19 protein-coding genes and 1 other RNA gene are annotated in these 24,517 nt (G+C 54.4%); 7 read left to right on the top strand and 13 right to left on the bottom strand.

Going from position 1 to position 24,517, the window contains the following annotated elements:
* Positions 1 to 5: 5 nt before the first annotated feature.
* The gene (locus tag NOR51B_RS08650) at positions 6 to 1,460 is read right to left on the bottom strand and encodes a hypothetical protein (RefSeq protein WP_195891486.1); all 1,455 of its coding nucleotides are present in this window, start codon (positions 1,458 to 1,460) and stop codon (positions 6 to 8) included.
* Entirely contained in the window at positions 1,461 to 2,423 is a 963-nt protein-coding gene (locus NOR51B_RS08645) for an alpha/beta hydrolase (protein WP_009019102.1), read from the bottom strand. It lies immediately after the preceding gene.
* 166 nt (positions 2,424 to 2,589) lie between these two features.
* Between NOR51B_RS08645 and NOR51B_RS08640 the strand changes: the two genes are divergently transcribed.
* Entirely contained in the window at positions 2,590 to 6,018 is a 3,429-nt protein-coding gene (locus tag NOR51B_RS08640) for a hypothetical protein (RefSeq protein ID WP_009020429.1), read from the top strand.
* 38 nt (positions 6,019 to 6,056) lie between these two features.
* Here the strand turns inward: NOR51B_RS08640 and NOR51B_RS08635 are convergent, their stop codons facing one another.
* From NOR51B_RS08635 to NOR51B_RS08625, 3 genes are read right to left on the bottom strand one after another with little or no spacing between them, the layout of a single operon-like run.
* Positions 6,057 to 6,368 (bottom strand): AzlD domain-containing protein, encoded by a 312-nt coding sequence (locus NOR51B_RS08635; RefSeq protein WP_009020815.1) that lies wholly within the window; start codon positions 6,366 to 6,368, stop codon positions 6,057 to 6,059.
* Positions 6,365 to 7,045 carry an AzlC family ABC transporter permease gene (locus NOR51B_RS08630; protein WP_040481962.1) on the bottom strand — a complete coding sequence of 227 codons (681 nt, stop codon included), beginning with the start codon at positions 7,043 to 7,045 and terminating at the stop codon, positions 6,365 to 6,367. The genes NOR51B_RS08635 and NOR51B_RS08630 overlap by 4 nt, the downstream gene beginning before the upstream one ends.
* 32 nt (positions 7,046 to 7,077) lie before the next feature.
* Complete coding sequence (locus NOR51B_RS08625; RefSeq protein WP_009020197.1) at positions 7,078 to 7,485, bottom strand: DUF1761 domain-containing protein; 408 nt, start codon at positions 7,483 to 7,485, stop codon at positions 7,078 to 7,080.
* Between the two features lie 135 nt (positions 7,486 to 7,620).
* Between NOR51B_RS08625 and ssrA the strand changes: the two genes are divergently transcribed.
* The 4 genes from ssrA to NOR51B_RS08610 all read left to right on the top strand — a co-directional run bounded on the left by ssrA (position 7,621) and on the right by NOR51B_RS08610 (position 11,934).
* Positions 7,621 to 8,012: a transfer-messenger RNA gene (gene ssrA, locus NOR51B_RS15245) on the top strand.
* An 811-nt stretch (positions 8,013 to 8,823) separates the two neighbouring features.
* On the top strand, positions 8,824 to 9,513 hold the full coding sequence (locus NOR51B_RS08620; protein WP_040481961.1) for a hypothetical protein: 690 nt from the start codon (positions 8,824 to 8,826) through the stop codon (positions 9,511 to 9,513).
* A gap of 518 nt (positions 9,514 to 10,031) precedes the next feature.
* Positions 10,032 to 10,523 carry a GNAT family N-acetyltransferase gene (locus NOR51B_RS08615; protein ID WP_040481960.1) on the top strand — a complete coding sequence of 164 codons (492 nt, stop codon included), beginning with the start codon at positions 10,032 to 10,034 and terminating at the stop codon, positions 10,521 to 10,523.
* A gap of 154 nt (positions 10,524 to 10,677) precedes the next feature.
* Entirely contained in the window at positions 10,678 to 11,934 is a 1,257-nt protein-coding gene (locus NOR51B_RS08610; RefSeq protein WP_009021025.1) for a GGDEF domain-containing protein, read from the top strand.
* Between the two features lie 320 nt (positions 11,935 to 12,254).
* Here the strand turns inward: NOR51B_RS08610 and NOR51B_RS08605 are convergent, their stop codons facing one another.
* From NOR51B_RS08605 to NOR51B_RS08590, 4 genes are all read right to left on the bottom strand, one after another.
* Positions 12,255 to 12,839 carry a YSC84-related protein gene (locus tag NOR51B_RS08605; RefSeq protein ID WP_009021329.1) on the bottom strand — a complete coding sequence of 195 codons (585 nt, stop codon included), beginning with the start codon at positions 12,837 to 12,839 and terminating at the stop codon, positions 12,255 to 12,257.
* A gap of 285 nt (positions 12,840 to 13,124) precedes the next feature.
* A complete protein-coding gene (locus NOR51B_RS08600) occupies positions 13,125 to 14,105 on the bottom strand; it encodes a polysaccharide deacetylase family protein (RefSeq protein ID WP_009020567.1) in 981 nt (326 codons plus the stop codon).
* Between the two features lie 52 nt (positions 14,106 to 14,157).
* Complete coding sequence (locus NOR51B_RS08595) at positions 14,158 to 14,823, bottom strand: N-carbamoylsarcosine amidohydrolase (protein WP_009021720.1); 666 nt, start codon at positions 14,821 to 14,823, stop codon at positions 14,158 to 14,160.
* Positions 14,824 to 14,915: 92 nt separating this feature from the next.
* Positions 14,916 to 15,671 (bottom strand): SDR family NAD(P)-dependent oxidoreductase, encoded by a 756-nt coding sequence (locus NOR51B_RS08590; RefSeq protein ID WP_009018943.1) that lies wholly within the window; start codon positions 15,669 to 15,671, stop codon positions 14,916 to 14,918.
* A gap of 104 nt (positions 15,672 to 15,775) precedes the next feature.
* On the opposite strand from NOR51B_RS08590, the gene NOR51B_RS08585 reads away from it, so the two are divergent.
* A complete protein-coding gene (locus tag NOR51B_RS08585; RefSeq protein ID WP_009019720.1) occupies positions 15,776 to 16,243 on the top strand; it encodes a nucleoside deaminase in 468 nt (155 codons plus the stop codon).
* A gap of 29 nt (positions 16,244 to 16,272) precedes the next feature.
* Here NOR51B_RS08585 and NOR51B_RS08580 read toward each other — a convergent pair whose 3' ends face one another.
* From NOR51B_RS08580 to NOR51B_RS08560, 4 genes are all read right to left on the bottom strand, one after another.
* Positions 16,273 to 16,902, bottom strand: coding sequence for an alpha-ketoglutarate-dependent dioxygenase AlkB family protein (locus tag NOR51B_RS08580; protein ID WP_009021105.1), 630 nt, complete (start codon positions 16,900 to 16,902; stop codon positions 16,273 to 16,275).
* Positions 16,903 to 17,013: 111 nt separating this feature from the next.
* Entirely contained in the window at positions 17,014 to 17,922 is a 909-nt protein-coding gene (locus tag NOR51B_RS08575; RefSeq protein ID WP_009019779.1) for a ferric reductase-like transmembrane domain-containing protein, read from the bottom strand.
* A 442-nt stretch (positions 17,923 to 18,364) separates the two neighbouring features.
* Positions 18,365 to 20,401, bottom strand: coding sequence for a hypothetical protein (locus NOR51B_RS08565; RefSeq protein ID WP_230198432.1), 2,037 nt, complete (start codon positions 20,399 to 20,401; stop codon positions 18,365 to 18,367).
* A 29-nt stretch (positions 20,402 to 20,430) separates the two neighbouring features.
* The gene (locus tag NOR51B_RS08560) at positions 20,431 to 21,669 is read right to left on the bottom strand and encodes an ATP-grasp domain-containing protein (protein ID WP_009020932.1); all 1,239 of its coding nucleotides are present in this window, start codon (positions 21,667 to 21,669) and stop codon (positions 20,431 to 20,433) included.
* A gap of 135 nt (positions 21,670 to 21,804) precedes the next feature.
* On the opposite strand from NOR51B_RS08560, the gene NOR51B_RS08555 reads away from it, so the two are divergent.
* Positions 21,805 to 24,444 (top strand): acyl-CoA dehydrogenase, encoded by a 2,640-nt coding sequence (locus tag NOR51B_RS08555; protein ID WP_009020213.1) that lies wholly within the window; start codon positions 21,805 to 21,807, stop codon positions 24,442 to 24,444.
* Positions 24,445 to 24,517: the final 73 nt, after the last annotated feature.

The raw sequence follows: 24,517 nt of genomic DNA, 5'->3' as shown, positions 1-24,517 counted from the left end.
TACTGTTACGGACCCAATACAGGATTCCCGTCGCCCTGCGCATCTTTTTTTTCAGCGGTTTCCTGCGCCGCCAAAGTCCACTGTAGCCACGCCCGCGCATAGCGCGAGAAACGGCCCATCTGCTGCATTAGGGTCTGGTCAAATTCCGCCATCGCATCAGCGCCCACCTCCGCTTCGAGTCGTTCAATTAACTCGGACTCCAGACCTGACCCCACCCATTCAAATGAGGGGTCAGAAACCAGATGCACCGGCATCGTGGTCTCCAACCGGGTATCGAGCCCGGCCCCCGCTGCCACACTGGAGGCGGTCAGTGCGCCTCGGATGATTGACCAGTGATAGCTAGGGACCTCTTCTGGCTCGGCGATGGTTTGCAGCAGAGGGTCTGACCATTGACCCTGCTGCATTGGCCGGGTCAGCCGCTGGTGCTGATAAGACTCCAGCACCCCATGGCGATTTGATACCAGCTGTATGGCATCGGCAGTCCCGCCGGATACCACCAGCCACAAGGCCTTCATAGTACTGACGCCTGGCAGCGGTTGTGCGTGATACGGCTGGGTCAGATCGCCGATGTAGTGCAGTGCCCAACCGGCAAAACGCCAACCCCAGTAGGGATGGCCGGTATCAAAGGCGAATTGGGCCAACCGCTCGTACAGAGCGATTCGCCACGCCGGATAGGTTTGCAATAACTGGGGCTGTACGGTTCGCACCAGCCAATCAAGGTGATAAAAACCCATATGGAATGGGGCCTGTGATCCGTAATCCAGATTCGGGTTGCCAAAGGGTTGTGGACCGAAGCCATATCGAGCACCGAACGCTGTTTGGTTGTCAGAAAAAAGACCGACATCAATACCGAAATCGGGCTCATCGCTGGCGCTGGCGACCACATGCGCCACGGCAACCGCCTGCCCCGGTAAAAGCGGCACATACTCGACCTCGCGATGAGACACGCCGGGCGTCAGAAAGCTCAGATCAGAAAACTGGAGCCGCCCCGCATCCTCAAGGCGATCTTCCGAAGTCAGCTGCCGATAAAGCGGGTACTCCAGCGTGGGGTTAACCCGGATCGCCTCGAGGAAGTCCGTTACCGGTCGCTGAGACCGCGGATCAAACCTGAGGCTCGACGGCCGTTTACGATAATCGGCCAAATGCCGGCGTGACCACTGTTCCTGTGCTTCCAGCATCCGGGCAAGCCCTTCGGACTCGGCCTTTACGAACGACTCCAGTGTTTCCGCCGGTACCGACTGATCGGTTAGATCTGGAAGTACTCTCACCAGAGGCCAGACGAGACTCGCATGATCGGACCACGCCACTACCGATGAAGCACCGAATAGCAGCAACCCGCCAGCCAGACCCCTGATAAGCCGCCGCTTCAAAGCCGTGGCTCCGGGCATCGACTGCCACAGCGTCGCAAAGTTAGGGATCACCACAGGACTGGATATAGGGCGGACAGCGGAACTGGACATTTAGCAACCCAGACTGCGCGCAAGAAACTCCAGTACCTCACGGCGTGAGCGCCGGGATACATTGGCGTCGGGCGCCAAAGCGTCAAATCCGTGCACGCAACCCGGATAGATATGCAATTCGCAAGGCACGTCAGCGGCCGTCAGTCGCCGGGCGTAGTCGATATTCTCGTCGAGAAAAAGATCCAACCCGCCCACCATAATATAGGCCGAGGGTAGGTCTCCCAGAGACTCCGCGCGCGAGGGCACCGCTATTGGATTAGTCGCATGGGCATTATCGTCGCCCAGATACGACTGCCAGCCAAATCGATTCGACTCGCCGGGCCATATCAGAAAATCATCCCCCTCCCCGGGCTCTGCGGCGGTTCGCTGATCCAACATCGGGTAGATCAGACACTGTGCGGCCAATGCGTAAGTGGTTTCATCCCGCATTCGCATTGCCAATGCCGCGGCCAGGGTTCCACCGGCGCTAATGCCGGCCACGGCGACCCTGGAAATGTCGATCCCGTGATCTCCTGCATTGTTGAGTAGGTAAACCAATCCCTCGAAACAATCATCGATGGGCCCCGGGAACGTCGTCTCAGGGGCCAGCCGGTAGTCCACACTAACTGCCCTGCACTGCAGTGCCTGCGCAAACTCAGCCAACAGGGGAATATCCTGATCCGCGGTGCCCAACACAAGGCCACCGCCGTGCATGAGATAAATCAAGGGCGCCGATTCACCATGCAACGCCATGGGCTCCACCATCACCAATTTGAGCTTTTCTCCAGAAGAAGGAGTTATGTTGATATTGCGCTGGGTGAGTCCGTCCGGCATCGCAAAGCTTGCCAGGACTTCATCGGTCATTGCGCCGCGCATCGCGCGAACACCGGCGAGGTCACCGGCCACATTCAGCGCTTCAGGATGAGCCAACACGGGCTCGAGGGCGACAGCGAGTTCTGGATCCAAATTCTTCGGTAACTGCACAGCAATCTCCTATTCGATGGGCCACTCGCCCTGGGCGATTTGAAACGCTCGCCGCGGCTAACCACGGCCCTATCCTATCGCGACTTTTTAGCCCAACGCGAATGCTGATTAACGCCAGCTGCGGTATGGTAGTGCGCAATTGACCAGCCACACGAGGGGTACCACTTTGGTCAGACCGATCACGACCTTTTTCCTGGGCTTACTAGCGATTCTGTTACTGGCGGTTCTTGCCTTGCTTTGGGTCGGAGTAGGCCCATTCAAGTCGCAAATTGAATCAATAGCCAGTGATGCACTCGATCGACAGATAAGTTTCGAGCAACTCGATGTCGAGTTTGGGCGTGAGATCGTGATCGATGCCCGCGGAATTTTACTGTCTCAGAATGCACCCCGGCTGGACACACTCGCTCGCGTTGACTCAGCCAACGTTGTCATACCCATTGCCGGCCTATTTCACAGACCACTGCTGATTTCCAATGTGGAGGTTACTGGGGTCGATGCCAATGTGCGCATCGATGAGCAGGGCCAATCTAACTGGCAAACAGGCATTGAGGGTGACGCTGCGGACGAGCCGCTTCCCGAGGGTTGGAGATCTCCGGTCATTGTCAACGAGCTCCGCGCGCGGAACCTTACAATCACCTACGACGAGCCCGAGCGCGACAAACCATTGCTCGTCATCGTCGATTCGCTGCAGCAGCGTAACCAGACCACCGGGATACAGGCATCAGTCGATGGCAGAATCGCCGAGACGCCGTTTACGGTTGGCCTTCAGGCGGTACCGCAAAAACCACGTGACTGGTTGCGGCAAGTAAACTTCAATCTTGACGCTGAACTCGGTGAGGTCAGCGTTAGCGGTGAAGTCGGTTTCGTCGATTTACAAAATTTGGAGCGACCCACTGCCTCTCTTTCCATCGACGGCCCGAGTACCGAGTACGTTACCCAGATTATTGGCATAGAAACGATTACCCGCGGTCCGCTCTCGGTTTCATTGGAGATCACCCCTCAGTTTGATGTCATGCTTTTTAATCTCAATGGCCATCTCGGTGAGTTTCTGGTGACGGGTAATGGTGACTTCAGTGACATCAAGTCATTGGCCACGACCAATCTGACCATGGCGGCGAGTGGACCCGATATTCGGCAAATTGGTCGACTGTTCAACCAGGACAATATGCCCTCTGTCCCTTTCTCACTGGGCGCAAAGCTACGCCGAGAGAACAATCGCCTGTCCATTTACCAATCGCGGCTAACCGCGGGGGATTTACAGGCGAATCTTCAGGCTGAAATTCCCGATATGTCACGCCCTGCGACGGCTGAAGTATCCCTTCAGGTGGCGACTGAGAAAATCGAGCAGTTGGGCAACTACCTGACTCTACCCCCCCGGCTCGTGGGCAAAGCGAATGGCGATTTTGTGATCGATAGCAATGGCGGCGAGGCCAGTGTCGCTGGTACTGTCATTACAAACCTGGGGGAAGCTACAGGGTCTGGAGTAATTGTTGATGCTCCTGGTCTCTCGGGTAGTGAAGCGAAAATAGAGCTGAATGTTTTTGACGTCAATGCGCTGGCAGAGCGATTTAATCTGCCGATAGTAACCGACCTGCAGCTCCAGGCCGATGCCGATTTTCTAATTAATTCAGACTCTGTTTCACTTAATTCAGCAGTTGCCAGAATTGGCGACGAGCAACTTGCGGTAACCGGTGCACTCTCCAAAAAGGCGGGACTGGAGGATAGTCAGCTTAAACTTCAGTTTAATAGTCCGCACTTTAGCCGCGGGATGTTCGCACGGAGACTCCCGCCAACATGGTCATCACTGGACGGCACTTTGACCGCATCGATGCACGTCGAGCGACGCACTGATCAATGGCGGGTTAACGACGGTCGAGTGGATTGGAATGAACATCGCGCTCTTTGGGACGGTTGGCTCACCGAGGCCTTTGACAAGGGGCAACTGGAACTTCGCATCGCAGGAGTCAATCTCAACGGCCTTCTCCCACCAGAAAGTACACCAGAATGGATTGCACCCGCTTTACTTGATGCCGACTATAGCCTTCAGGGTAAGGTCGAAATCGAGCAGAAGCAGATCAGTATCGGCGATGTGCGAATGCGAACAGGAGATCTGAAGCTTGAGGGGAGTGTCATTAGCGGGACCGACCTTGCCAGTGGCACTTTTTCAGTCGTCGGCGAGGCACCAGGACTCGACATGCTTATCCGGCCGACCCTCGACTCTGGAAAACTGAAACCTGGAGCCGTTGCACTGAATACAAAAGGGTCCTGGCAAGGTGACAGTCTGAATTTCAATGACCTTACCGTGAGCTACGCTGGAAATAGCCTGCACTTAAAGGGAGATGCAATTAACAACGGTAACTACAGCGGCAAGAACCTCCAACTTGACCTCAACATCGATGATCTGAGCAACTTCTCTGCACTTGTCAATCAGTCACTACCCGCTAAACCTTTGCAGATAAGAAGCGTACTTGCCGGATCCAAAAAAGCAATGAAGGCGACAGAGTTGGTGATCGCCCTGGAGGGCAGTCGCATCGGTGGCTCAATGGAAATTATCGCCGGAGAAAAGCCCCATGTGAATCTTGAATTGTCATCGCCGCTCCTCGATTTGAGGGGATACATTTCAGACGACGATGAATTGAAAAATACTCCGCAGAAGAAAGACAAAAATGCCAGACTAATCCCTGAAAAGACCATCGATATTGCATGGCTAGATTCACTCACTGCTGGTTTTTCAGTCGCAGTGGACCGCGTGGATACCCCACGCCGAACGATAAGCGATGCTGCTTTAAAAGGTCAGGTACTCGATGGAGGTTTATACATATCATCGGCAGCCCTCACGGACAGCATACGAGGCGCTTTACAGTTTCGTGGTGCGGTCACTCCGGCAGAAAAAGGTACCCGCGTTGCCCTCCGCGCTACCGGCGAACAATTGATGATGAACCTTGCCGGCACTTCAAAGGAGGAACAAGATGCACTGCCCAAATTCAGTCTCGACATGCTGCTCATCGGAACGGGCGAAACCACCAGAAAACTAGCTGGCAATACGAATGGCTATTTGAAATTACTCGGTAGCGAGGGTCGAATCCCCACCTCACTGGGATCGGTATTTACCAATGATTTTCTAACGGAATTGCTCGATGCGGTAAATCCCCTGCAGAAAACATCGCAATCCCAGAAATCGCTCTGCACCGTAGTACTGGCCGAAGTGAAGGGAGGTGTCGTCAATGGCGACCCCTTGCTTGTGCAATCTACTGAGCGACTCAATATCATTGCCGAAGCCAAAATTGATCTGGCCACCGAAAAGTTATCCGCGACATTCCGGGCGATTCCACAGAAAGGGTTGGGGGTCAGTATCGGTTCGCTGGTGAATCCCTTTGTTGGCGTGAGCGGAACCCTGGCAAACCCAAGAATCAGTTTGGACCCGGAAGGCATGCTACTTGAAGGTGGAGCGGCAATAGCGACTGGGGGCTTATCGCTGCTTGCATTCAGGCTGACGGACAGACTGTTGTCATCGAGTGACCCCTGCACCGACGCTATTGAGAAGGTTCAACCACGCTTTGATGCGCTTAACAAAAAACTCAAAATCGAGTTGTAAAAAAGGCGCTTTCGCGCGGTGCTCATGGTGCCCGTCCATCAACCCACCAACGCCCGCAGTACCCAGTAAATCGTCATACCAGTGACTAAACTCCATACCTGGTTTCTTGTTTTCGCAGCGACAAACGCCGCACTTGCCAGACCGGCCAATTCGGGCAGGCCAATCTCTACGGCACCCTCAGGTGTCGACAGCATCGCGACAACCAACCCACCCATTACAGCCGGGCCGACGTATTCCAGTAAATGAAGTGCCAGCGGCGGAAACCTCTGCTTGGCAAGTGCCACAATAAACACCGCCCGCATCGCATAAGTGCCTAATCCCGCCAACAGTATGGCCATGAAAATGGTCACCGTTTGCGCAACTCCAGAATCAACGCCACGCAAATCGCCATCAGTGATGCGACAAGTAAGCCCATCTTGTTGGGAAGGCCAGCGAACAGGACAGTCAATCCAGCGGAGATGCCGGCGACCAGAACCTTCTCCCAGGAGCTTACGCTGACGGCGAGGATTCCAATGAACATCACCGGGGCGCTGAACTTCAGCCCCCACTCGACGGGTAAGGCTGGACCAACAAACAGGCCCACACCGGTTGCCATCATCCAGAGCAGCCAAAAGGTAAACCCGGAGGCCAGATAATAGGCGCGAAACACCTTAGGATCTTGATCACGGTTTATCAGTGTTAGCGCGAACACCTGATCAATCAGTAAATAGGGTCCGACCCACCGAAACCATCGCGGCTGATTTTGAAATCGTGGCGCCAGCGTGACGGAATAAAGCAAATGCCTCGCTGTGACCACCAGCGCCGCCGTCGTCGCCGCGGCCACAGACGCACCCTGACCTAGAAGAGTCAGCAAGGTAACCTGCGCGGCACCCCCAAACATAATCGGAGTGGAACTCCATCCCAATAGCGGCGCAATTCCCGAATTGGCCACCACCAATCCGAAGACAAAGGAGAAGGGGATCGCAGGCACAAATAAGGGGAAGGTATCCCGTATCCCCTGACGGACGGCAGTATGAGTTGGCTTCATGCCCTAAGCATACGCGAGCTCACCTAAGCAGATCAGCGCCAACCGCCCAGAATCATACCCATAACCGTCAATGCGACCACACAGTAGCCGCCGTTGACGAAGATGTAAGTCCAGGAGCGCAGTTCAAAGAGAGCAACAATACCCAGCGCGAAAAAAACCCAGCCAAAACCGGCGAGAAAACCGTAAAACGCACCGCTCTGCCAGGTTATATCGGGCGTGTTGAGGAATACTGCCAGGTTGGCGCTCATAACCAGCAGAAAGAAAAACGAAAATCCGAATATTTTTGCGTTATTGCCAGAACGCACCTGCTCCTCAGACAATCCCGCGGCCTCCATCCAGGTATTCCCAAACAGGACCGGCGAATACCAGAGTCCGCCAATCACAAAGCCCGAAAAGGCCGCGACAATTACCGCGATCCAGTTAACCGTTGAAAAGTCCATTGAGTTCACCCCTAGCCTCTTTTTCGACAGCGTTGGCGAACTGGGGGTCGGTGTCAACTGGTAGCTGCTAACCAGGTAGGCCCTCAAGCACACCAAAGACGCCAATTTTTGTCGTGCTATACTGTCGGGTCACTTGGGGGCGTTACGGATTCGACGACGGTAGTAAACCCTAAGGTGCATGCCGTGATGGTAGCCAATCACGTAAATCCAAAGCTGCAAACTATTAGTTGCCAATGACGACAACTACGGTGCCCAACTCGCTGCGTAAGTAGCCTGTGAAAGCACCATCTAGTGGCTTCGGCCCTAGCGGTCTCTAGCAAGGTTCCAGCCCCGCGTTAGTGACTGTCATATAGAACTGGATCGCAGCAAGGTAGGCTCCGGGCTACGCTGCTAAACAATTACGGAGATCGCCAATCACGTCCTGACCGTTGGGCTGTGTGCGGTTAAATCAGTAAACGGAAACTAAGCATGTAGAGCCGAAGGCAGAGCACTGGCGGACGCGGGTTCAACTCCCGCCGCCTCCACCAAAAATAGAAAAGGGTCGCCCATTGGGTGGCCCTTTTCTGTTTTTAGCGGCTGTGACAGCTGAACGAGCGCCCAGAGGGCGCGGGTGGCCGACCGCAGGGAGGTCTGTCGAGCGGGCGCGCAGCGCCCGTGAAGACGCAACTCCCGCCGCCTCCCCCAAATTAAAAAAGGGTGACCCGAAAGGGCCGCCCTTTTTTAATTTGGGGGGGCTCGCTGGAGATGGGCACGCGCCCGCAGGGCGCGGGTGCCCCACAGGATGTGGGGCGATCGCGAAGGGCATGGATGCCCGGGAGCGATCACAACGCAGCGAGGTCTGCCGTTTTGGAGGCACTGCGCCTTATCAAGCGGGCATTCATTACATTCAGCTCATACTTCCATCCCCACCGCCGTGGACCAAAACTCTCAAATAGCCACGGTCGCGCATGTGCCGCCGAAGCAGGTCCAGCAGTCGAGTTGGGTTGCTCGGAATGGCGGGGGTATATCCTCAGGGGTACTAGGCGCGAACCTGTTCATTGATCACGTGACCCCAGATATAAATTAAAAACCGGTTTTTCACCGGGCGTAGCGGCAAGTACTGATCTAAGTTACTGATTCCGCGACGTAGAAGCTTACATCCGCGAACGCGCTAGGCGTAAAAGGAGCGGATCTAATGGCTCGGTTGCATCGCCTGTTAACCGCAGATTTGGAGTAAGGTCATGATTACTGTGAAAAAATGATGGGAGTTAGAGGGAATGAACCCGGAATTAACCGGAATGGGCGAAATGAGCCCGCTCCCTCTAATGAGCTGTTAGGCGGCACTCAGAGATCTGCGCGATGGATAAGTTTGAAGAGTTCGTTCGGGAGCTTACAACGGAGATCAACGGTCAGTATCCGAGACCGTGGATGACTGATATGAAGGACCCTTCGAAGGCCAAGGTGTTCGTCGTGGGATACAACCCAGCAAGCGCCTATTCGACAGGAAAAATCGATTATGAGCGCTACATTGATAGCTTGCTTAATCGCAATGGGGAAGATTGTAGATCATTCTACCGAGAAGTTACCCACACATCCCCAACTAGGGGAAATATAGAAATGTTTACTGACAAACTCAGATCACATGGCGTCTCGGAAATCATTGAAACCAATGTAGTCTGCTATGGTACAGGCAAAAAGAAGTACCTTTCCCTCCCCGAGAACTATGGCGGGAAGGAGCGGGGCATCGAAATATTTCGTGCCCTTCTTGACGAGATTAGGCCGAGGGCTGTCGTCGTTCATGGTGCCGGCGTTGTTAAGGAAGTTAATAGAGCACTCGTCCTTAAGCCCGCTTTACCTGGCCCTCCCAAAACACCTAGCGAATTCGTTCAATGCGAAATGGCCAAGGGGGTCCAAATATTTGTTATTCCATCTCTAGCATTACCCGGCTATCAAAATTGGCCGAGTTCTCCCTATCAGTCCTTCTGCAACTGGGCGGATGAATATCTGAACGAGATTTCTAGGAAGGTGGCCAGTACATGTTCCGCCTAACAAGTCAGGGTTACGGACGCCTCAGGAAGCCAGAGAACAATCCGTCAGAAACTCTACTTTTGAACTGTCCACTTGACGGGGAAGCTTACGGAATGACCCCGGAATTAACCGGAATGGGGGAAACGAGCGCGCTCCCTCTAATAAGCTGTTATGTTTACTTTAGTTTGGAGTATTAAGGAGATAATGTGCCAATAAAAAAATGAATTTTTCAATATGCGATAGGTCTACCAGCTATTTTTGTCCTGCTAGCAGGTGTTCAGCACTTGAAAGGCAGAAGTCTAGAGTACTCAATTGAGTTCGGTGTATTGTGGGCATTGATATCGGTAACAGTTTTTGCATTATGGCGTTTTTATAGTTTTCGCAAAAATATTCATTGCGCTATTTGCAATGACTTACCTAATGACAATAAAAGCTCCAATGGTAGGTAAACATAACAAGGCGCATCACTCGCGGCCTGCGGCGGCTGGGACGCCAATCCGCTGCGCGGCTCGTCGCCCGTGTGCTTTGCGTTATGCGACATGACTAGTCTACCGACAATCAGAAAAGCCAAACCCAACGAAATCGAAGAGTTAACTGGATTAGCCCTTCGTTCAAAAGCCTATTGGGGGTATTCGCAATCATTCATGGAGGCGTGTCGTGATGAATTGACCGTCACAGAAAGATCCTTGAACTCTGTAGATCTTCATTACTACGTCGCCGAGAAGGAAAGCGAACTTCTAGAATATTACGCAATTGAAAAACTTAATGACCAAGAATTTGAACTAGAAGCCCTGTTCGTCGAGCCAGTCTTCATTGGGAAGGGAGTGGGCAGAGCATTGATTGATCATGCAAAGAACCTGGTGAGAGAGCTAGGTGGTAAAACATTAATTATCCAAGGTGATCCAAACGCTGAGAAGCTTTATCGCGCGCCAGGAGGCAAGCCAAATGGCACGAGAGAATCAGCCAGCATCCCGGTTCGAGAATTGCCTTTTTTCACGGTAGATTTGTCCAGAAGCTATGTCTCAGATTAGAGGAAGTAGACGTCAAACTCAGCACACGACGCGCACTACGCAAAAACACTATCAATAACAGCCACCACGCTATAAAAAACCTACTTTTTGTTGTCTATGCAACGCTATCTAGTGATACGGTGAGGGGCACTGAATCAAAGGTGAATCATTATTAATGTCGAATAATAATGGATTTGCAGCAGGACCATTCCGATTTGCTCGATTGTTTATGCGGCCACAGGGAATATTCTTGATCGCTGCATTTTTTATGATGCCCTTGGTTTCCGGTTACTCCTTGCTTACCAGCAGCAAACAGCAACTGGATGAGGAGCTGTCCCTGCTCTGTCGAGAAGTCGTCTCGACCTTCACAGCCGAATCCTATTTGGAGTTTGTGAGTGATCCCTCGCGCACCGCGCTGGCACGCTACGACTTTATGGAAAAGCTCGGGATAATCCACAAGTCAAACCCGAAAATAGAATATATCTACACACTAAGGGGCAGTGGCGATAATTGGTACTTTTTGCTGGATACGCTGCAAGACCCCAACACATACGCAGCGGTTAGCCAGCGTTCTCCGTCAGCGGTCGCATCTAACTGGCTTGAGCCCTATGAATACCCCGACGACTTTTTGATGTCCATTGAGGTGCTTAAGCAAGGTGAGGTTTGGGTTGATCCAGCGATATTTACCGATGATTATGGGTCGACCGTGGGTTGTATGATTCCAATTTATCAAGATAAAGATGTGATGCATGTTCTTGGACTGGATTACCGTGCGGATCAGCTTCAGGCACTCAAGAAACCAGTCGTACTCGCGATCGGGTACGGTGGTGTAGTAGGGTTAATTCTGCTCCTGGTCAGCCAGTATTACCTGCGCTCCTATCTATCGATCAAAGAGAAGTTACTTGAGCAGCTAAAAATTACATCAACCACCGATACGCTGACAGGTATCGCCAACCGCAATGCACTGTTTGAAAGCGCCCGAGCGTTGATCCAACAGCGCCAGCCAGGAACCTTTCTTGCGGCCGCCATTATCGATTTAGATTTATTCAAAAACATCAATGATACCTATGGTCATCAGGCGGGAGATGAAACCCTAATCGTCTTTGCCCGACTTTTAGACGAATACTGCAACGCCAGGAAATTTGTCGTCGGGCGTATTGGGGGTGAAGAATTTGGCGTGGTTTGTGTGACGCGAAACAGAGACGATATGTTGAATACGCTGTCGTCGTTAAAAGCCGCCTTGAAAAAAGTGACCATATCGTCTGGAGAGCAGACGTTTGACGTGACGTTTAGCGCCGGGTACGCCGTCAGTACCGACAAAGAAGAGCTGCATGAACTGATGAAATTGGCCGATTTTGCTTTGTATGAATCAAAGGACAGCGGAAGAAATCGAATTACACTTTACCATCCAGAAGTGGTCCCAGAAATCTAAAAAGTGTGATCAGCAGTCCTGAAGTTATCAGTCGAAACGGAGTGGGATTCGCAGGGGGAACCCCAGCAACTCTTTAGAAAAAAATCGTGAAAGACGCTGATGCCGCGTTCCTTGAAGCAGAGACATCCGGCCTAAATCGGTTAGTTTTGCATGGGTAATCCCATTGATCTGGGAAAGCCAGGATCTCAGAATTGAAGCAAGCAATCGGCATAAAAAAGGCGACCCCGAAGGACCGCCCGTTTCCTAGATTTACTAGCCGGCCTGGTTCGTCGAATTACCGACGCCGTAGCCCCAAGCGAGCTACCCATAACCCAATGGTTTCAATCCAAAGCCGTGTATTTGAACTTCTGGCCGCCCAGTGTGGCTTCGTACATCGCACCACCCTTGGCAACGGTAAAAGTCGCCATTCCCTTTCGGTAACCTGTCTGAATTTGTGAGGCATCATTTTTACCACCGCTGGCGGTAGCGGAAACACCGCCGCCGGTTGTCGCTTCCGCAGAGACCCCCGCGGTAAGCGCCACCGCCGATGCCTGAGCACCGAACTCGAAGTTACCGGAGGTGAACTCTGTAAGCGCCCGTTCATCCTCGAAAAAAATAACCATGCTGTAGGCTTGGCCACCGAATTGCAATCCTATGCTCAGTTGCGACATCGAAGCGTCACCGATATAGGTGCCCTGCTCGTAAACCCGGCCCTTGCCATAGGCACCACCAATGCCAATGCCTCCTTTTCCAATCGTTGGGAACAGCGCGTAGGCGTGCGCCGCTTCAAAATAAGGCGAGGTCTCCTCCTGCAATTTAAAGCTCTGTAGCGCCTCATCGAAGTTATCCGCTGATACCGTCATTGCCCAGAAAAGGGAGGTTAGTAGCGCAGTTACTGTCATTACTGATTGCTTGAAGACTTGCATGGTTTTCCCCTAAAAATGTCCCAGTATATTTTTCACATGGCATAGACCAATCCATACCAAAGAGCGGTAATGATGAAGCATTCGTACTACTTTCACCATGTGCAATGGGAATCGAATCATTCATTCCTGCATGACATTCGCTGGCTAATGAAAAAATGTGCAACCAAGCCGTAGGGCGATGCTCTAAACCCGCACCAAACCTAAACCTTCGGGCTTTCGCCGATGTTACGCACCCAGCCGCTTCACCCAATGAACGCGCTCCGAAGTCAGGCACCCTCCCCTGCACTACTTTTTCTTTCCCATGTACTCTTTACGATACCAGTCATTGACCTCGTCACCCGTGGTTAACCAAACATCATCGTGTTTCGCGATGTACTCAAAGGCCCGTTTGAGGTGTTTGAACTTATTGGGTTGACCGACATGGAATGTGTGTAGACAGATCGGCATGCAGCGGGCGTTGGTAGCGCCCTCTTCGTACAACACATCAAACTGATCGATAATCATGTCGCCAAAGACCTCTGGCGAGACCCCGAGGTTAAGAAAGGCGGGGATGTCGTTCAAATCGACGGTATAGGGCACTGCAATAAGATTTTTCTTCGGCGTATTAAAGCGGAAGGGATGATCATCCGCCGTGTAGTCGCAGAGGTACTCGACGCCATATTCCTCGAGCAGACGTGGTGTATTATCGGTATGCGTGAGGAAGGGGGACAACCAGCCTTTGGTCTTTCTACCGAGCACTTCCTTCATGCCATTGAGTGTGAATTCGAGAATCTCGCGTTCGCGGGCTTCATCCAACTCACTCAAAGAACCATCGGGGTTGCGCACGTTACCAATAAAGTTGGCCGGGGCGTTGTTGATACCATGGCCAATCCACGCCCAGTCGCGCGCCTCGCCCTCTTCTATAATCCGGGGGTACTCGCGAATGATTTCACCGTTGAGGCAAACCGTACCGCGCATGCCCAATTCATCCATCATATCCATCATGCGCCAAAGGCCCACGCGATTACCGTAGTCGCGCCACCCATAATTCAGGGGATCGGGACTAAACCCTGCTGTACCGGGAACCAGCGGCGTTCCACCGATAGCCGCAGGGAAATGTTCGATATTGACGTACGGCATTACCGCAACGCGCGCGCCTTTGGGCAAGGTAAACGGCTTGCGATCAACGATCGGCTGAAAATCGTAATGCTTACTCTGCGTCAGCTTGCTTTTGGCGGACTTCCTGACTTTGACCTTGCGGCCCTTGATAGGTGTAAAAAACGCCATAGCTAAATCCCTCGATGGTTAATGAGTTTTGAAATAATGCTTTTAGTGAAGACTACAAACTTGAACAGTAGTCGAGCGCCTCCTGCTTGCTGATGACATCACCGTACTTTGCATTGATATCAAATAGATTCGCCTCATGGGGGTCAGGATGCCGGTCGCCACAGCACTCCCGCACGCACAGCGGACGAAACCCATACTGGCAGGCATCGACGGCCGTGGCGCGGATACACCCCGATGTGGTGCAACCCGTGATAAGCAGCGTGTCGACGCCCGCAGCGGTGAGGGTTGAGCTCAGCGATGTACCAAAAAAGGCGCTGGCGTAATTCTTGGTAATCAGTAGCTCTTCCGGAAGTGGCTCCATACCCTCACAAAATTTCGTCGACGGATCGCCTTCGACCAGCGACTTGAGTACCGGTGCCTTTTTCGTCCAAACGCCACCATCCACAAAGGTATGCGGGTTGTAGCGGACCTGGGTATGGATAATCATCATCTGCGCTTTTCGGGCCGCTGCCAGAAGCTCGTGCATCTCGGACACACACTCAACCACTCCCGGCGCGTATAGCGGCGCGCCCTCTGTGGTGTATCCCTGAAGAAGATCAATAACAATCAGGGCCGTTTTGTTACCAAAGCCGAGTCGTCCGTCCCAGACACCCTGGTAATTATCGTTGCGTTGTTCCGCCATAAGGTCCTCACCGATTCGATTGTGTGTAGCAAGCATAACTCAGCCCGCGCCGTGCGCTACCTGTTTTTACCACCAGGTCGCGTGGGGCTGATCAACCGGACAAAAACCGCCCGCCCCTACGCCTCACATCAATACCCCGCGGTAAGACCACCATCGATCGACAGTGCAGAACCGGTGACAAAGCCCGCCTGCTCGGAGGCGAGATACAACACGGCGGCGGCGATCTCCTCGGGGCGCCCCAGTCTTTTCAGCGCGGCATAGTCCTCTACCTGCGACAGCAGTTCCTCGGGATCATCCGCCTGGTCAATGTAGTCTCGACGCACCATGTCCGTATCGACAAAGCCCGGACACACACAGTTCACACGTATATCGGGAGCCAGTTCTCTCGACCAGGCACGCGCAAGCATGAGCACGCCTCCTTTCGATGCACAGTAAATTGACATGTCCGCAGTGCCCATGAAACTTGAATCAGAGCCCACATTGACGATGTTGCCGCAGCTCTCGCGCAGGGCTTTCACAGCGGCACGGGAACAGAAATAGGTCCCCTTGAGGTTTATATTCATGATGGCGTCCCAGACTGCCTCATCGCCCTCTTCAAGCGAGGCGCCGATATCGATGCCGGCGTTGTTCACCAGAATGTCCATTCCGCCAAGACTCTCTATGGCGGTAGCCACGATCGCTTCGCAGCCAGCCACCGAACTCACATCACCGGGTATCGGCATCAGTTGATCGCCCCCACCCAGTTTTGCAATCGCACTTTCAGTACTTTCCGCCGTTCGGCCATTAACCGCCACTCGGGCACCGGCCTCAAGAAATGCCTTTACAATGGCGAATCCGATACCGCGACTGCTACCGGTGACCAATACACGTTTGTTTTCAAACATCGCTTCATCCTAAGTTGCTCGAGGGGTGATCGCTCCGGTGCTATCGTGGCAAAACTTAAAGCGGTTTTCGACTGCAAACGAGTAACTCAATACCCGAGGCCGATATGCAGATAACATTTCTCCACAGGGCGATTCAACTTGCCAGCGACAATATCGACAGCGGGAAGGGGGGGCCCTTCGGTGCCGTCATCGTCAAAAACAATGAGATGATCGCCGAATCAGCCAATCGAGTACTCGCGCACTCGGATCCGACCGCACACGCGGAAGTGGAAGCTATTCGAAGCGCTGGTGAAGCATTGGGCACCTTCGATCTCTCGGGCTGCACCCTTTATGCATCCTGTGAACCCTGCCCGATGTGCCTGGGTGCCATTTACTGGGCCAGAATTTCAGCCGTTTACTTTGCCGGCGACAGAAAAGACGCGGAATCCGCGGGGTTCGATGACAAACTCATCTACGACGAGATTGCGCTACCCGTTGAACAACGGCGACTCAGTATGATTAAAGTGTCAGGCACCGATGTCGGCACCGTGTTCCAGCGCTGGCGGGAAAAAGGGGACAGGCAGCTTTATTAAACAACCCCTTGTTGGGTTCGGAGGCTGTTTTAGGCATGTACCCAGCGGAAGGTTAGATTGATCCGCGCATCCCCAACCTTTTTGGTCCGCGGCACCTGGTGCACCCAGTCGGTCTGGGTTTGGCCCGACATTACGAGTATTGACCCATTGGGCAGCCAGGAACGGATGGTTTCCTTTGTCCTTTTGTGACGTAGATCGAAACGACGGGATGCACCGAAACTCACCGATGCTATCGTTGGATTCGTACCGAGTTCCGTTTCGTTATCGCTGTGCCACCCCATCGCATCATTGCCATCCCGATACTGATTCAGCAGGACGCCGTTGAACCGCGCGCCAGCGACAGCTTCACACGCGGTCTTGATCTCCATCAACGGTACTACCCACGGCCGTGGTCTTAGTTTCAGACCTGAGTAAGTGTAGGACGCTCCCCCGTCTCCGTACCAGGCGATGAGACGCGGCTGAAGATGCCGTTTGCCAAATAGCGTAATTTCGCGCTGCTCCCAGGCAATACTGTGCGCGAGATTATTAAAGAGCGTCCTGCACTGCTCATCATCGAATACGGACCGATATAGTTTTGCTGAACTCGCAAAATCCGACTTATCGTCAGGGATGAGCTCTTCAACCGAAAAACCATCAGAGGGTTTTACAAAGAGATCCACGACGACACCGCTGTAATGCTGTTATTGCCTATTAATACGTAAGGATCGATCATTGCGTATCGTATGCGAAGACTTCTCGACTACCTGAATACCGAAGCACGACATCTATGATCAGGAGGCGGCCGCCTCCAGCTTCTGGCTTACCCGCATATCGACAACTCGAAGTGAGCCCGTCCATAACCAGGTGCCCAAACCAATCGCGATCAAGGGTAAGAAAGGCTCAAAAGGCCAATAGGGCAGCCACAGTTCCAAATTAGCCGACCACTCGGGGCTTAATAACCATTGGCTTACCGACTCCCGCCATGCTGACCCGGTGACCGATGCCATCAAACCGAGCGTAATCAATGCAAAACCCCCGCCGCGGGAAAAGGATCCGGGCCTCGCCATCGCGGAACGCGCGATGGCGCTCTGGCGTTTTTTACCCCACGCGGCAATGCGTGCAAGAAACGCCAAAAAGCCCATGGCGTAGTAGACGTAATCGAGAGTAACGGGATTTCCGTAATAGTACAGATTCCACCAATAAACACTGAATGGATAGGCCCACAGAAAGTAGATCCCTGAACGGTGCAACACTTTCCATTGATTGGGGGTGATACGTCGACGGCCAAAATCGAAGGACGTCAGCACCATGGCGACGAGGAAAATATAGCCGCTACTGCCCTCGAGCTCGTCTCGCAAAAAGTAAATGTCACTGTAGTAATAGGTCGCATGCGTCGTCGACACCCAAAAAATAAAAGCGCCCTGCCACGCCATGGCGACGGCGAAAATCAGCCCAATATAGCGCCGATTGCGCAAACACCAGCGACTGGCAGTCGAGGGAAACAGCACGGGCAATGCAGTAGAGGCAACCACAATAAATATAAAGGGAACGGCGAAGCGGACCGAGAACTGAATCATGTGTGAGACACTTTCGGGATTCGCCATATCGAGTGCCCGCATTTCCAGCAGCATCGCCGCTGTAATCGGCACACTGAGAAGCCAGAACAAAGGCCACCCGTTAAGAAGCCAGCGCAGAGTCATTTCCAAGCACCTGAGAGTGTGAATACCGTTGTGTAGATCGCGTACATTCGTGATACCCCGCCCTACTGAGACCAAATACCCAAGGCAGTCAACATGGCAACAATCGTCCGCCGCATCTTTCGTGCGTATAGGCCACTTAGTCAGGTGCGATGGACGGCGGCTACACTAGCGAATCAAACAAGCGGGTCCCAGTGATGAGTAACCCCTATGCTATCCTCACCAGAAAACTCGGAGCCATCGCACTGGGCCTGCTGCCGTGGGCGGCGTCTCTGCTGCTATTGTATATCCTTGAGCGTGAGCACCTTTGGTCGCCCGACGCGCCTTTCCGAGCGTTCGTTTCCGCTCTGATCATTGCCGCTGGAATGGCGTCGTCCTTTTTCCTGTACACGTGGCTCAAGCGAAGAGATCGTTAGTCCCCTCGATTGCCCAGCACGGGCCGGTGTCAGCCGACCGAACGTTCCGAGGGTTCGCTCAATGGGGCGGGTAACCGATCCACGGCCCAGGTTCTCCTGACTCGCGCGGCGCAATCGTCAATCATCGGCCCATCCACGGCTTCGGGCTCACCCGGCTCGAGCGGGTCAAAATGAAAGATATACAGCCGCGAGGCGAATTCTGCGAACGACAGTGACGACTCGCCATAGCGCTCGCCACAGCCACCGGTGCTGACCACCGTGCCATCGCCCCAGTCCTGGCCACCATCATTATTTGGGTTATAAAAATACACCCGCATATCATCGTGCTGGTCGAGAGCCACACGGAGAATGGTAATGGCGTGCCAACCGATAAAGCGAGCCGCACTGTCTGTGACTGCAATACCTGCAGGCTGGGGATGGATCAGCGGCTGCACACCGTTGTAGTAAGGGTGATAACTGGCAAAGAAATGCCGCAGAAAATCCTCGAGATTCGCCAACTTCCCGGTCGCGACATCGACGTTGATCTGAAAGCCGCGTCCGGTCCACCACCCATGAAACTCGGGATTAACCCAACAATGGGGATCTTCCGCGCGGCCGACACATCGGGCCATCATCTGACTGTAAATTCTGTCGAGGTGCGGCACTACCACCAGCGATACAGGATCGAGATCAAAGCCCAGGAGGGGTCGGACCAGCTCGGTCTCGCCCCGTGAGGATATTCCCTCGCCCTCGAAATGCATGACGATTTCATCGTCGCGCGCCGCCCAAATTACCATCTGGAGCAGATAATCCGGGTCGTTGTAAGCCCACATCGACAGGGCACGCGCAGACTGGCAGGTCGGGTTATTGCCCTGACCAATACCCAAAGGCTGACCCAGCACCGAAAGCACGCCCGCCACCAAATGGGTTTCCGGAGGTAACGCTTCGCCAAAGGTGAGCCGCAGTCGCTCCCTGGCCTGGGGCGCGAGCCGTACTTTCAACTGCCGCCATAACCCGGGGGCAACCGGCGGCTGATAGAGGATCCCCCGCTCAAGTAATAACGCAAGTCCATAAATCGACTGGCAGGTGTCGGGATAAATTGCCTCCCTGATCAGGGTCTGCACGAGACTCTGGTAACACAACAGGCAATCTCGCCCAGTGCTCGATAAGCCCAGTATGTCGGGCAACAGTATCGCCCTGTCATCGCTCTCAAGCAGGTGGCTGATTGCCACTGCGTGATACGGCGAAACCAAGCCGGTGTCGTGCATTGAACGCGCCAAGCCCATGACCTCACCCTGAAGGCCCACAGCATCCATTGCCCGCAGTCGCTCGGCATAAGTCGCAAGTCCAGGGTCTTCGCCGCATGCGCGGGTGGGTCCGTAAAGGCTGCTGACCAGTCGCTCCGCACCGCGACCGCTGGCACCGAGGTCCTGCTCTGGATCCTGCAAACAACGCGCGATTTGCGTAATCATTTCGCGCACCGGTGCTACCTGGATCGGGCGCTGCTCAAGAATTCGCCAGATCTCAGCAATCAAGGCATCAACCACCTGATCGAAGCCCAACTGTTCGAGAATAAATTGCAGCGATCCACGACTCACCGCAGCCAACTTCTCCCCCTGTTCGCGCACGGCCTCGCCCTGAATCCCGTAGAGAATGGAGAGATTGAGCGCCAGCACCCGAACCAGATGTTCCCGTGACTGCTCTACCCCGACATTCGCGCCTGGATAGTCATCCTCAACTACCGACAACAGCCGGAGCAAACTCAGGACTTCTATCACCACAGTGGCAGGGTCGCGGCTCGTCAGCGCCTGCCGGGCGAGCGTGGGCACCAGATTTTCGGGGTAATCCCAGTCTGAACCGCGGAAAATCCCCGCCTCAGTGAGTGACACAATACGCCGGCGCAACGCCAGGGGGCCACCCGGCTCGCCCAGCACCTGCCGCGCTGCATCAAGCACGCGGGGCACTTTACTGAGGTGGGCAACCCGACTGGCGCGAGTCAGCTCATCGAGTGCCGCGTCCAGCCGCTTACAGCGCAGTTTGAGCCGCTCATCTGACACTGGATCAACCATGGCAGGCACATGACCCACCGAAAGACTGTCCAGTGAGAGAGATGCTGCTACACATAAAAGTCCAACTCTTCCTGTTGCTTCAGGAGATCTCGCATGGTGTATGCATCATCACCCTGGAAATAAACCAGACCCCAATGGGTACCAAAGGCGGTTCGCTTGGTCACGGTTTCCTCCAGGGGCGGGGTCAATTCGTGTGACTCGAAATACGAATGATCCTCGGTTTCCGTGGGAATCTCCAGCCGGCTGACCACGCGGCGGCGGGGATAAACCCCAAAGCAACCCGCGTAGTTTTTCGCATCGACGACCTCCTTCGGGAAGAACGCCTTGATTTCCTCATCGGTGGTCTTGGGATCAAAGGCAAGGATCAGCCCCTGATAGGCATTGAAGCCATAGGACCGCTCGAGCAATTCGAACACCTTGAAACCGGGCGGGCGATAGGCCACCTCACCGAAGTACATGGTGCCGTCGCTGGTCACAAAGTACTCGGGGTGTACAAAACCAAATTCGATATCAAAGGTCTTGATGAGTAGTTCGATCTGTTCACGAATCTGCTCACGGTACTTTTCAAGATCGGGGGTGGCAGGCACGAACACCGAATAGCCGAGAGTGACGTACTCCGAGATATTGAGAAACGCGATCTTGCCATTGTGAATCCAGGCCTCGACAGCAAACTCCCACCCATCGAGGTGCGACTCCATCAGCACCGGAAATTCCTCATCTGGAATGGTATCCACTTCGTCGGGTGTTCGAATCACCCGGTGGCCCAGGCATCCCGCCTTGTCAAAGGCCTTCAGGTGGATGGGATCATCGGGATCACCCTCCAGCTTGAGCAGGGTCTGGTTCACCCGCTTTAAAAAGCGGATAACGTCATCGCGGTCATGGGCTTCCTCAAAAATACCGACGCGAATGCCACCAAGCTGAGCGCGACGCTTCATCAACGCCTTGTCACGCAGCAGCATAGCTTGTCCAAACAACCGCGGCTTATCCATTAACACCGAGTTAATGGCGCCGGCCCACTCAACGGTCTCCTCGAAAAGCGGGATAGAGACATCTACTCCCATGTCCTTAAGCGTTTCGGCGATCTCCATGGAGCGGTCGTTGAGTCGCTCAAAGTTCCACGCCACGTACGGTATGTCGTGCTCCTTGCAGTAGTCTTCTGCCCACTCGGGCGCGACGACAACATAGCGTCTATCAAACGTGTCCGCAGCCTCGACGGCGTTGAGACTCCAACCCAGTAGCGCTACATAGCCCTTTTCCGGATTGATCGCTTGCTTGCTGTTCGACATAGGTCCTCCATTCGCAAAGTTAACCGCACACCGTACCGACTCTGCTTGCCAATTCCAAATTGCGCGCTTCACTGATCGCTGGACATTCGGCACAAATTCGCTACCGTGGCGAGACGAATCCCTGGGAGTTACGCAATGACTTTTGCGCTATTTTTTATCGCCGTTTTAACCGCCATTTACCGAAGATCGACACTTAACAACAGTCGATTGATGATTTTAGGCGCGACTTTTCTTGGCCTTGTCAGCGATGGCTTTGCCCTGGTGAGCGTCGTTGGCGGTGCCCTACTGCTGGCACTGGCCCTCCTGGTCATGACCCCGTCCCCTACCCGAAAGCGGTACTTGAGCAAGCCGCTACTGGGAAAGATCCGCAATATGCTGCCCAAATTGTCCGATACGGAAGCCACCGCACTGGAGTCCGGCTCTGTCGATTGGGATGGCGAGCTGTTTTCCGGGCAGCCCGACTGGTGGCGTCTGCTTGACGCCCGCCCGGCCCAATTGAGCGACGAAGAACAGGCCTTCATCGATGGCCCGGTGGAAGCGCTTTGCGCCATGCTGGACGATTGGGCGCTGGTTCATGAAGACTTCGACCTTCCCCCTGCAGTGTGGGACTTTATCAAGCACGAAGGGTTTCTTGGTCTGATGATACCCAAGGAACATGGCGGCAAAGGGTTTTCGCATACCGCCCATTCCGAGGTCGTCATGAAAATTTCGACCCGCAGCGTGTCCGCGGCGGTGACAGTGATGGTCCCCAATTCCCTCGGACCGGGCGAGTTATTGCAGGAGTACGGTACCGAGGAGCAGAAGGCACACTATCTACCGCGGCTCGCCAAAGGCGACGAGATTCCGTGTTTTGCGCTGACCTCGCCGGTGGCGGGCTCCGACGCCGGTGCTATTCCTGACAAGGGTATTCTTTGTCACGGAGAGTGGAATGGAGAGCAGGTCCTCGGCCTGCGTGTTACCTGGAACAAGCGCTATATCACCCTCGCACCGGTAGCGTCACTGATTGGCCTCGCAATCAAGGTTTACGACCCCGATCATCTTTACGGTGACAACGACCTCGTGGGCGTCACCTGCGTTATGGTGCCGAGGGACCTCGAGGGTGTGAATGCGGGGGCTCGGCACCTGCCCATGAACACGGTATTTATGAATGGACCCACCTGGGGCAATGACGTTTTCATCCCTCTCGATCAGGTGATCGGCGGACCCGATGGGTTGGGCAAGGGCTGGACCATGCTGCTCGAATGCCTGTCTATTGGTCGCTCAATCTCGCTGCCGGCGATGGGTACGGGGGCCGGGAAACTGGCAAGCCTGGCAACGGGCTCCTATGCCTATGCTCGCGAACAATTCGGGCGCTCCATTAGCGCCTTCGAAGGCGTACAGGAAGCCCTCGAACCGTTGGCGGGACACACCTATCAGATGAACGCCGCGCGACTCCTGACCGTTGGCATGCTCGATCGCGGTGTTCGACCGGCTGTGCCATCGGCACTACTCAAATACCGCAACACCGATTTAATGCGGCAGGCGATTAACCACGCCATGGATGTAGTCGCTGGACGCGGCGTGATCACGGGACCACGGAATTTTCTCGCACGCGCCTACCAGGCTGTACCCATCGCCATTACGGTGGAAGGTGCCAATATTCTCACCCGCTCACTTATGGTCTTCGGCCAGGGCGCGGTGCGGTGCCATCCCTTTATCACCGAGGAGATAGCGGCCGCGCAGAATCCGAATGCCAGCGCCGGAATTGCGCAGTTTGATCGCGTGTTTTATCGGCATCTCGCATTTACTGCACGCAACGCGTTGCGCGCACCCATTCTCGCCTGGACCGGCGGTGTTTTTGAGGCCGTCCCGCGGCAGGGTAACCTGACGGCTTATTACCGCCGCCTGTCGCGCTTCTCCGCGGCATTTTCCCTACTTACCGACGTCACTCTCTTGTCGGTGGGTGGTGGTTTGAAAGCCCGCCAGCGACTCTCGGGTCGTATGGCCGATGCCCTTGTACAGCTGTACTACTCATCAGCAGTGATCAAGTTCTGGCACGATCGCAACTACGCCTCGGATCAGCGGCCGATCGTCGAGTGGTGCCTGCAGCAAAACCTTGCCGAGCTGCAGGATGCACTACGCGATGCGATCGATAACTTCCCGGTCAAACCACTGCGCTGGGCATTGAGACTGCTGGTCTTTCCGCCATTTCATCGACGACTGCGCAAACCCGATGACCAACTGGGGCAACAGGTTGCCGCTGCCATCGTTGAGGACACTCCCTTGCGCGACCTGCTCGCCGAAGGGTGTTATCGCAATGAATCGCCAGATGATCCCCTTGGTCGGGTACTCAATGCCTACAAGCTGGCGCGACAAACGCAGCCTATTCGCGATCGCCTGCATGCTGTGATTCGCAAACAGAACGAGGATGACCTTGATGGCATTGCACTGCTCATGGGACACCAACGGAAAGAGCTGGTGGACTGGGCCATTGGTGAAGGTATTGTTAAGCATGAAGAAGGCGAGCCGCTGCTGGCTGCGCTGAATGCACTTTATGATGTGCTGCGCGTGGATGCGTTCGATGCCGAGGGAATGCAGGAGTTGGCGGAAGCCGCGCGCGGTAAGCGCCGAGTGGTTGAACGACCACCCTACGACGACGCGACAACCCCGCCGCCGCTGGTCACCCCGCTGGGAGAGGCTATCGATGACGTTGCGCCGGATCCGGTAATCGAGGCCGTCAATCCTGCGGAAGGCGTCGAAGAGGAATCTGAGGACGATTCGCAGAAAAGCGCGTGAGCCCTGCAAAAGCCGATCGGTTGGCAGGGTCGGTGGCACTGGCTCAAGCTCCTGCACGAGGCGGCGAAGGCGG

The organism is Luminiphilus syltensis NOR5-1B, assembly GCF_000158175.1.
Lineage (GTDB): Bacteria > Pseudomonadota > Gammaproteobacteria > Pseudomonadales > Halieaceae > Luminiphilus > Luminiphilus syltensis.
Note: the sequence above shows the minus strand (reverse complement) of the source record. Positions and strands in the feature narration are given on the sequence as shown.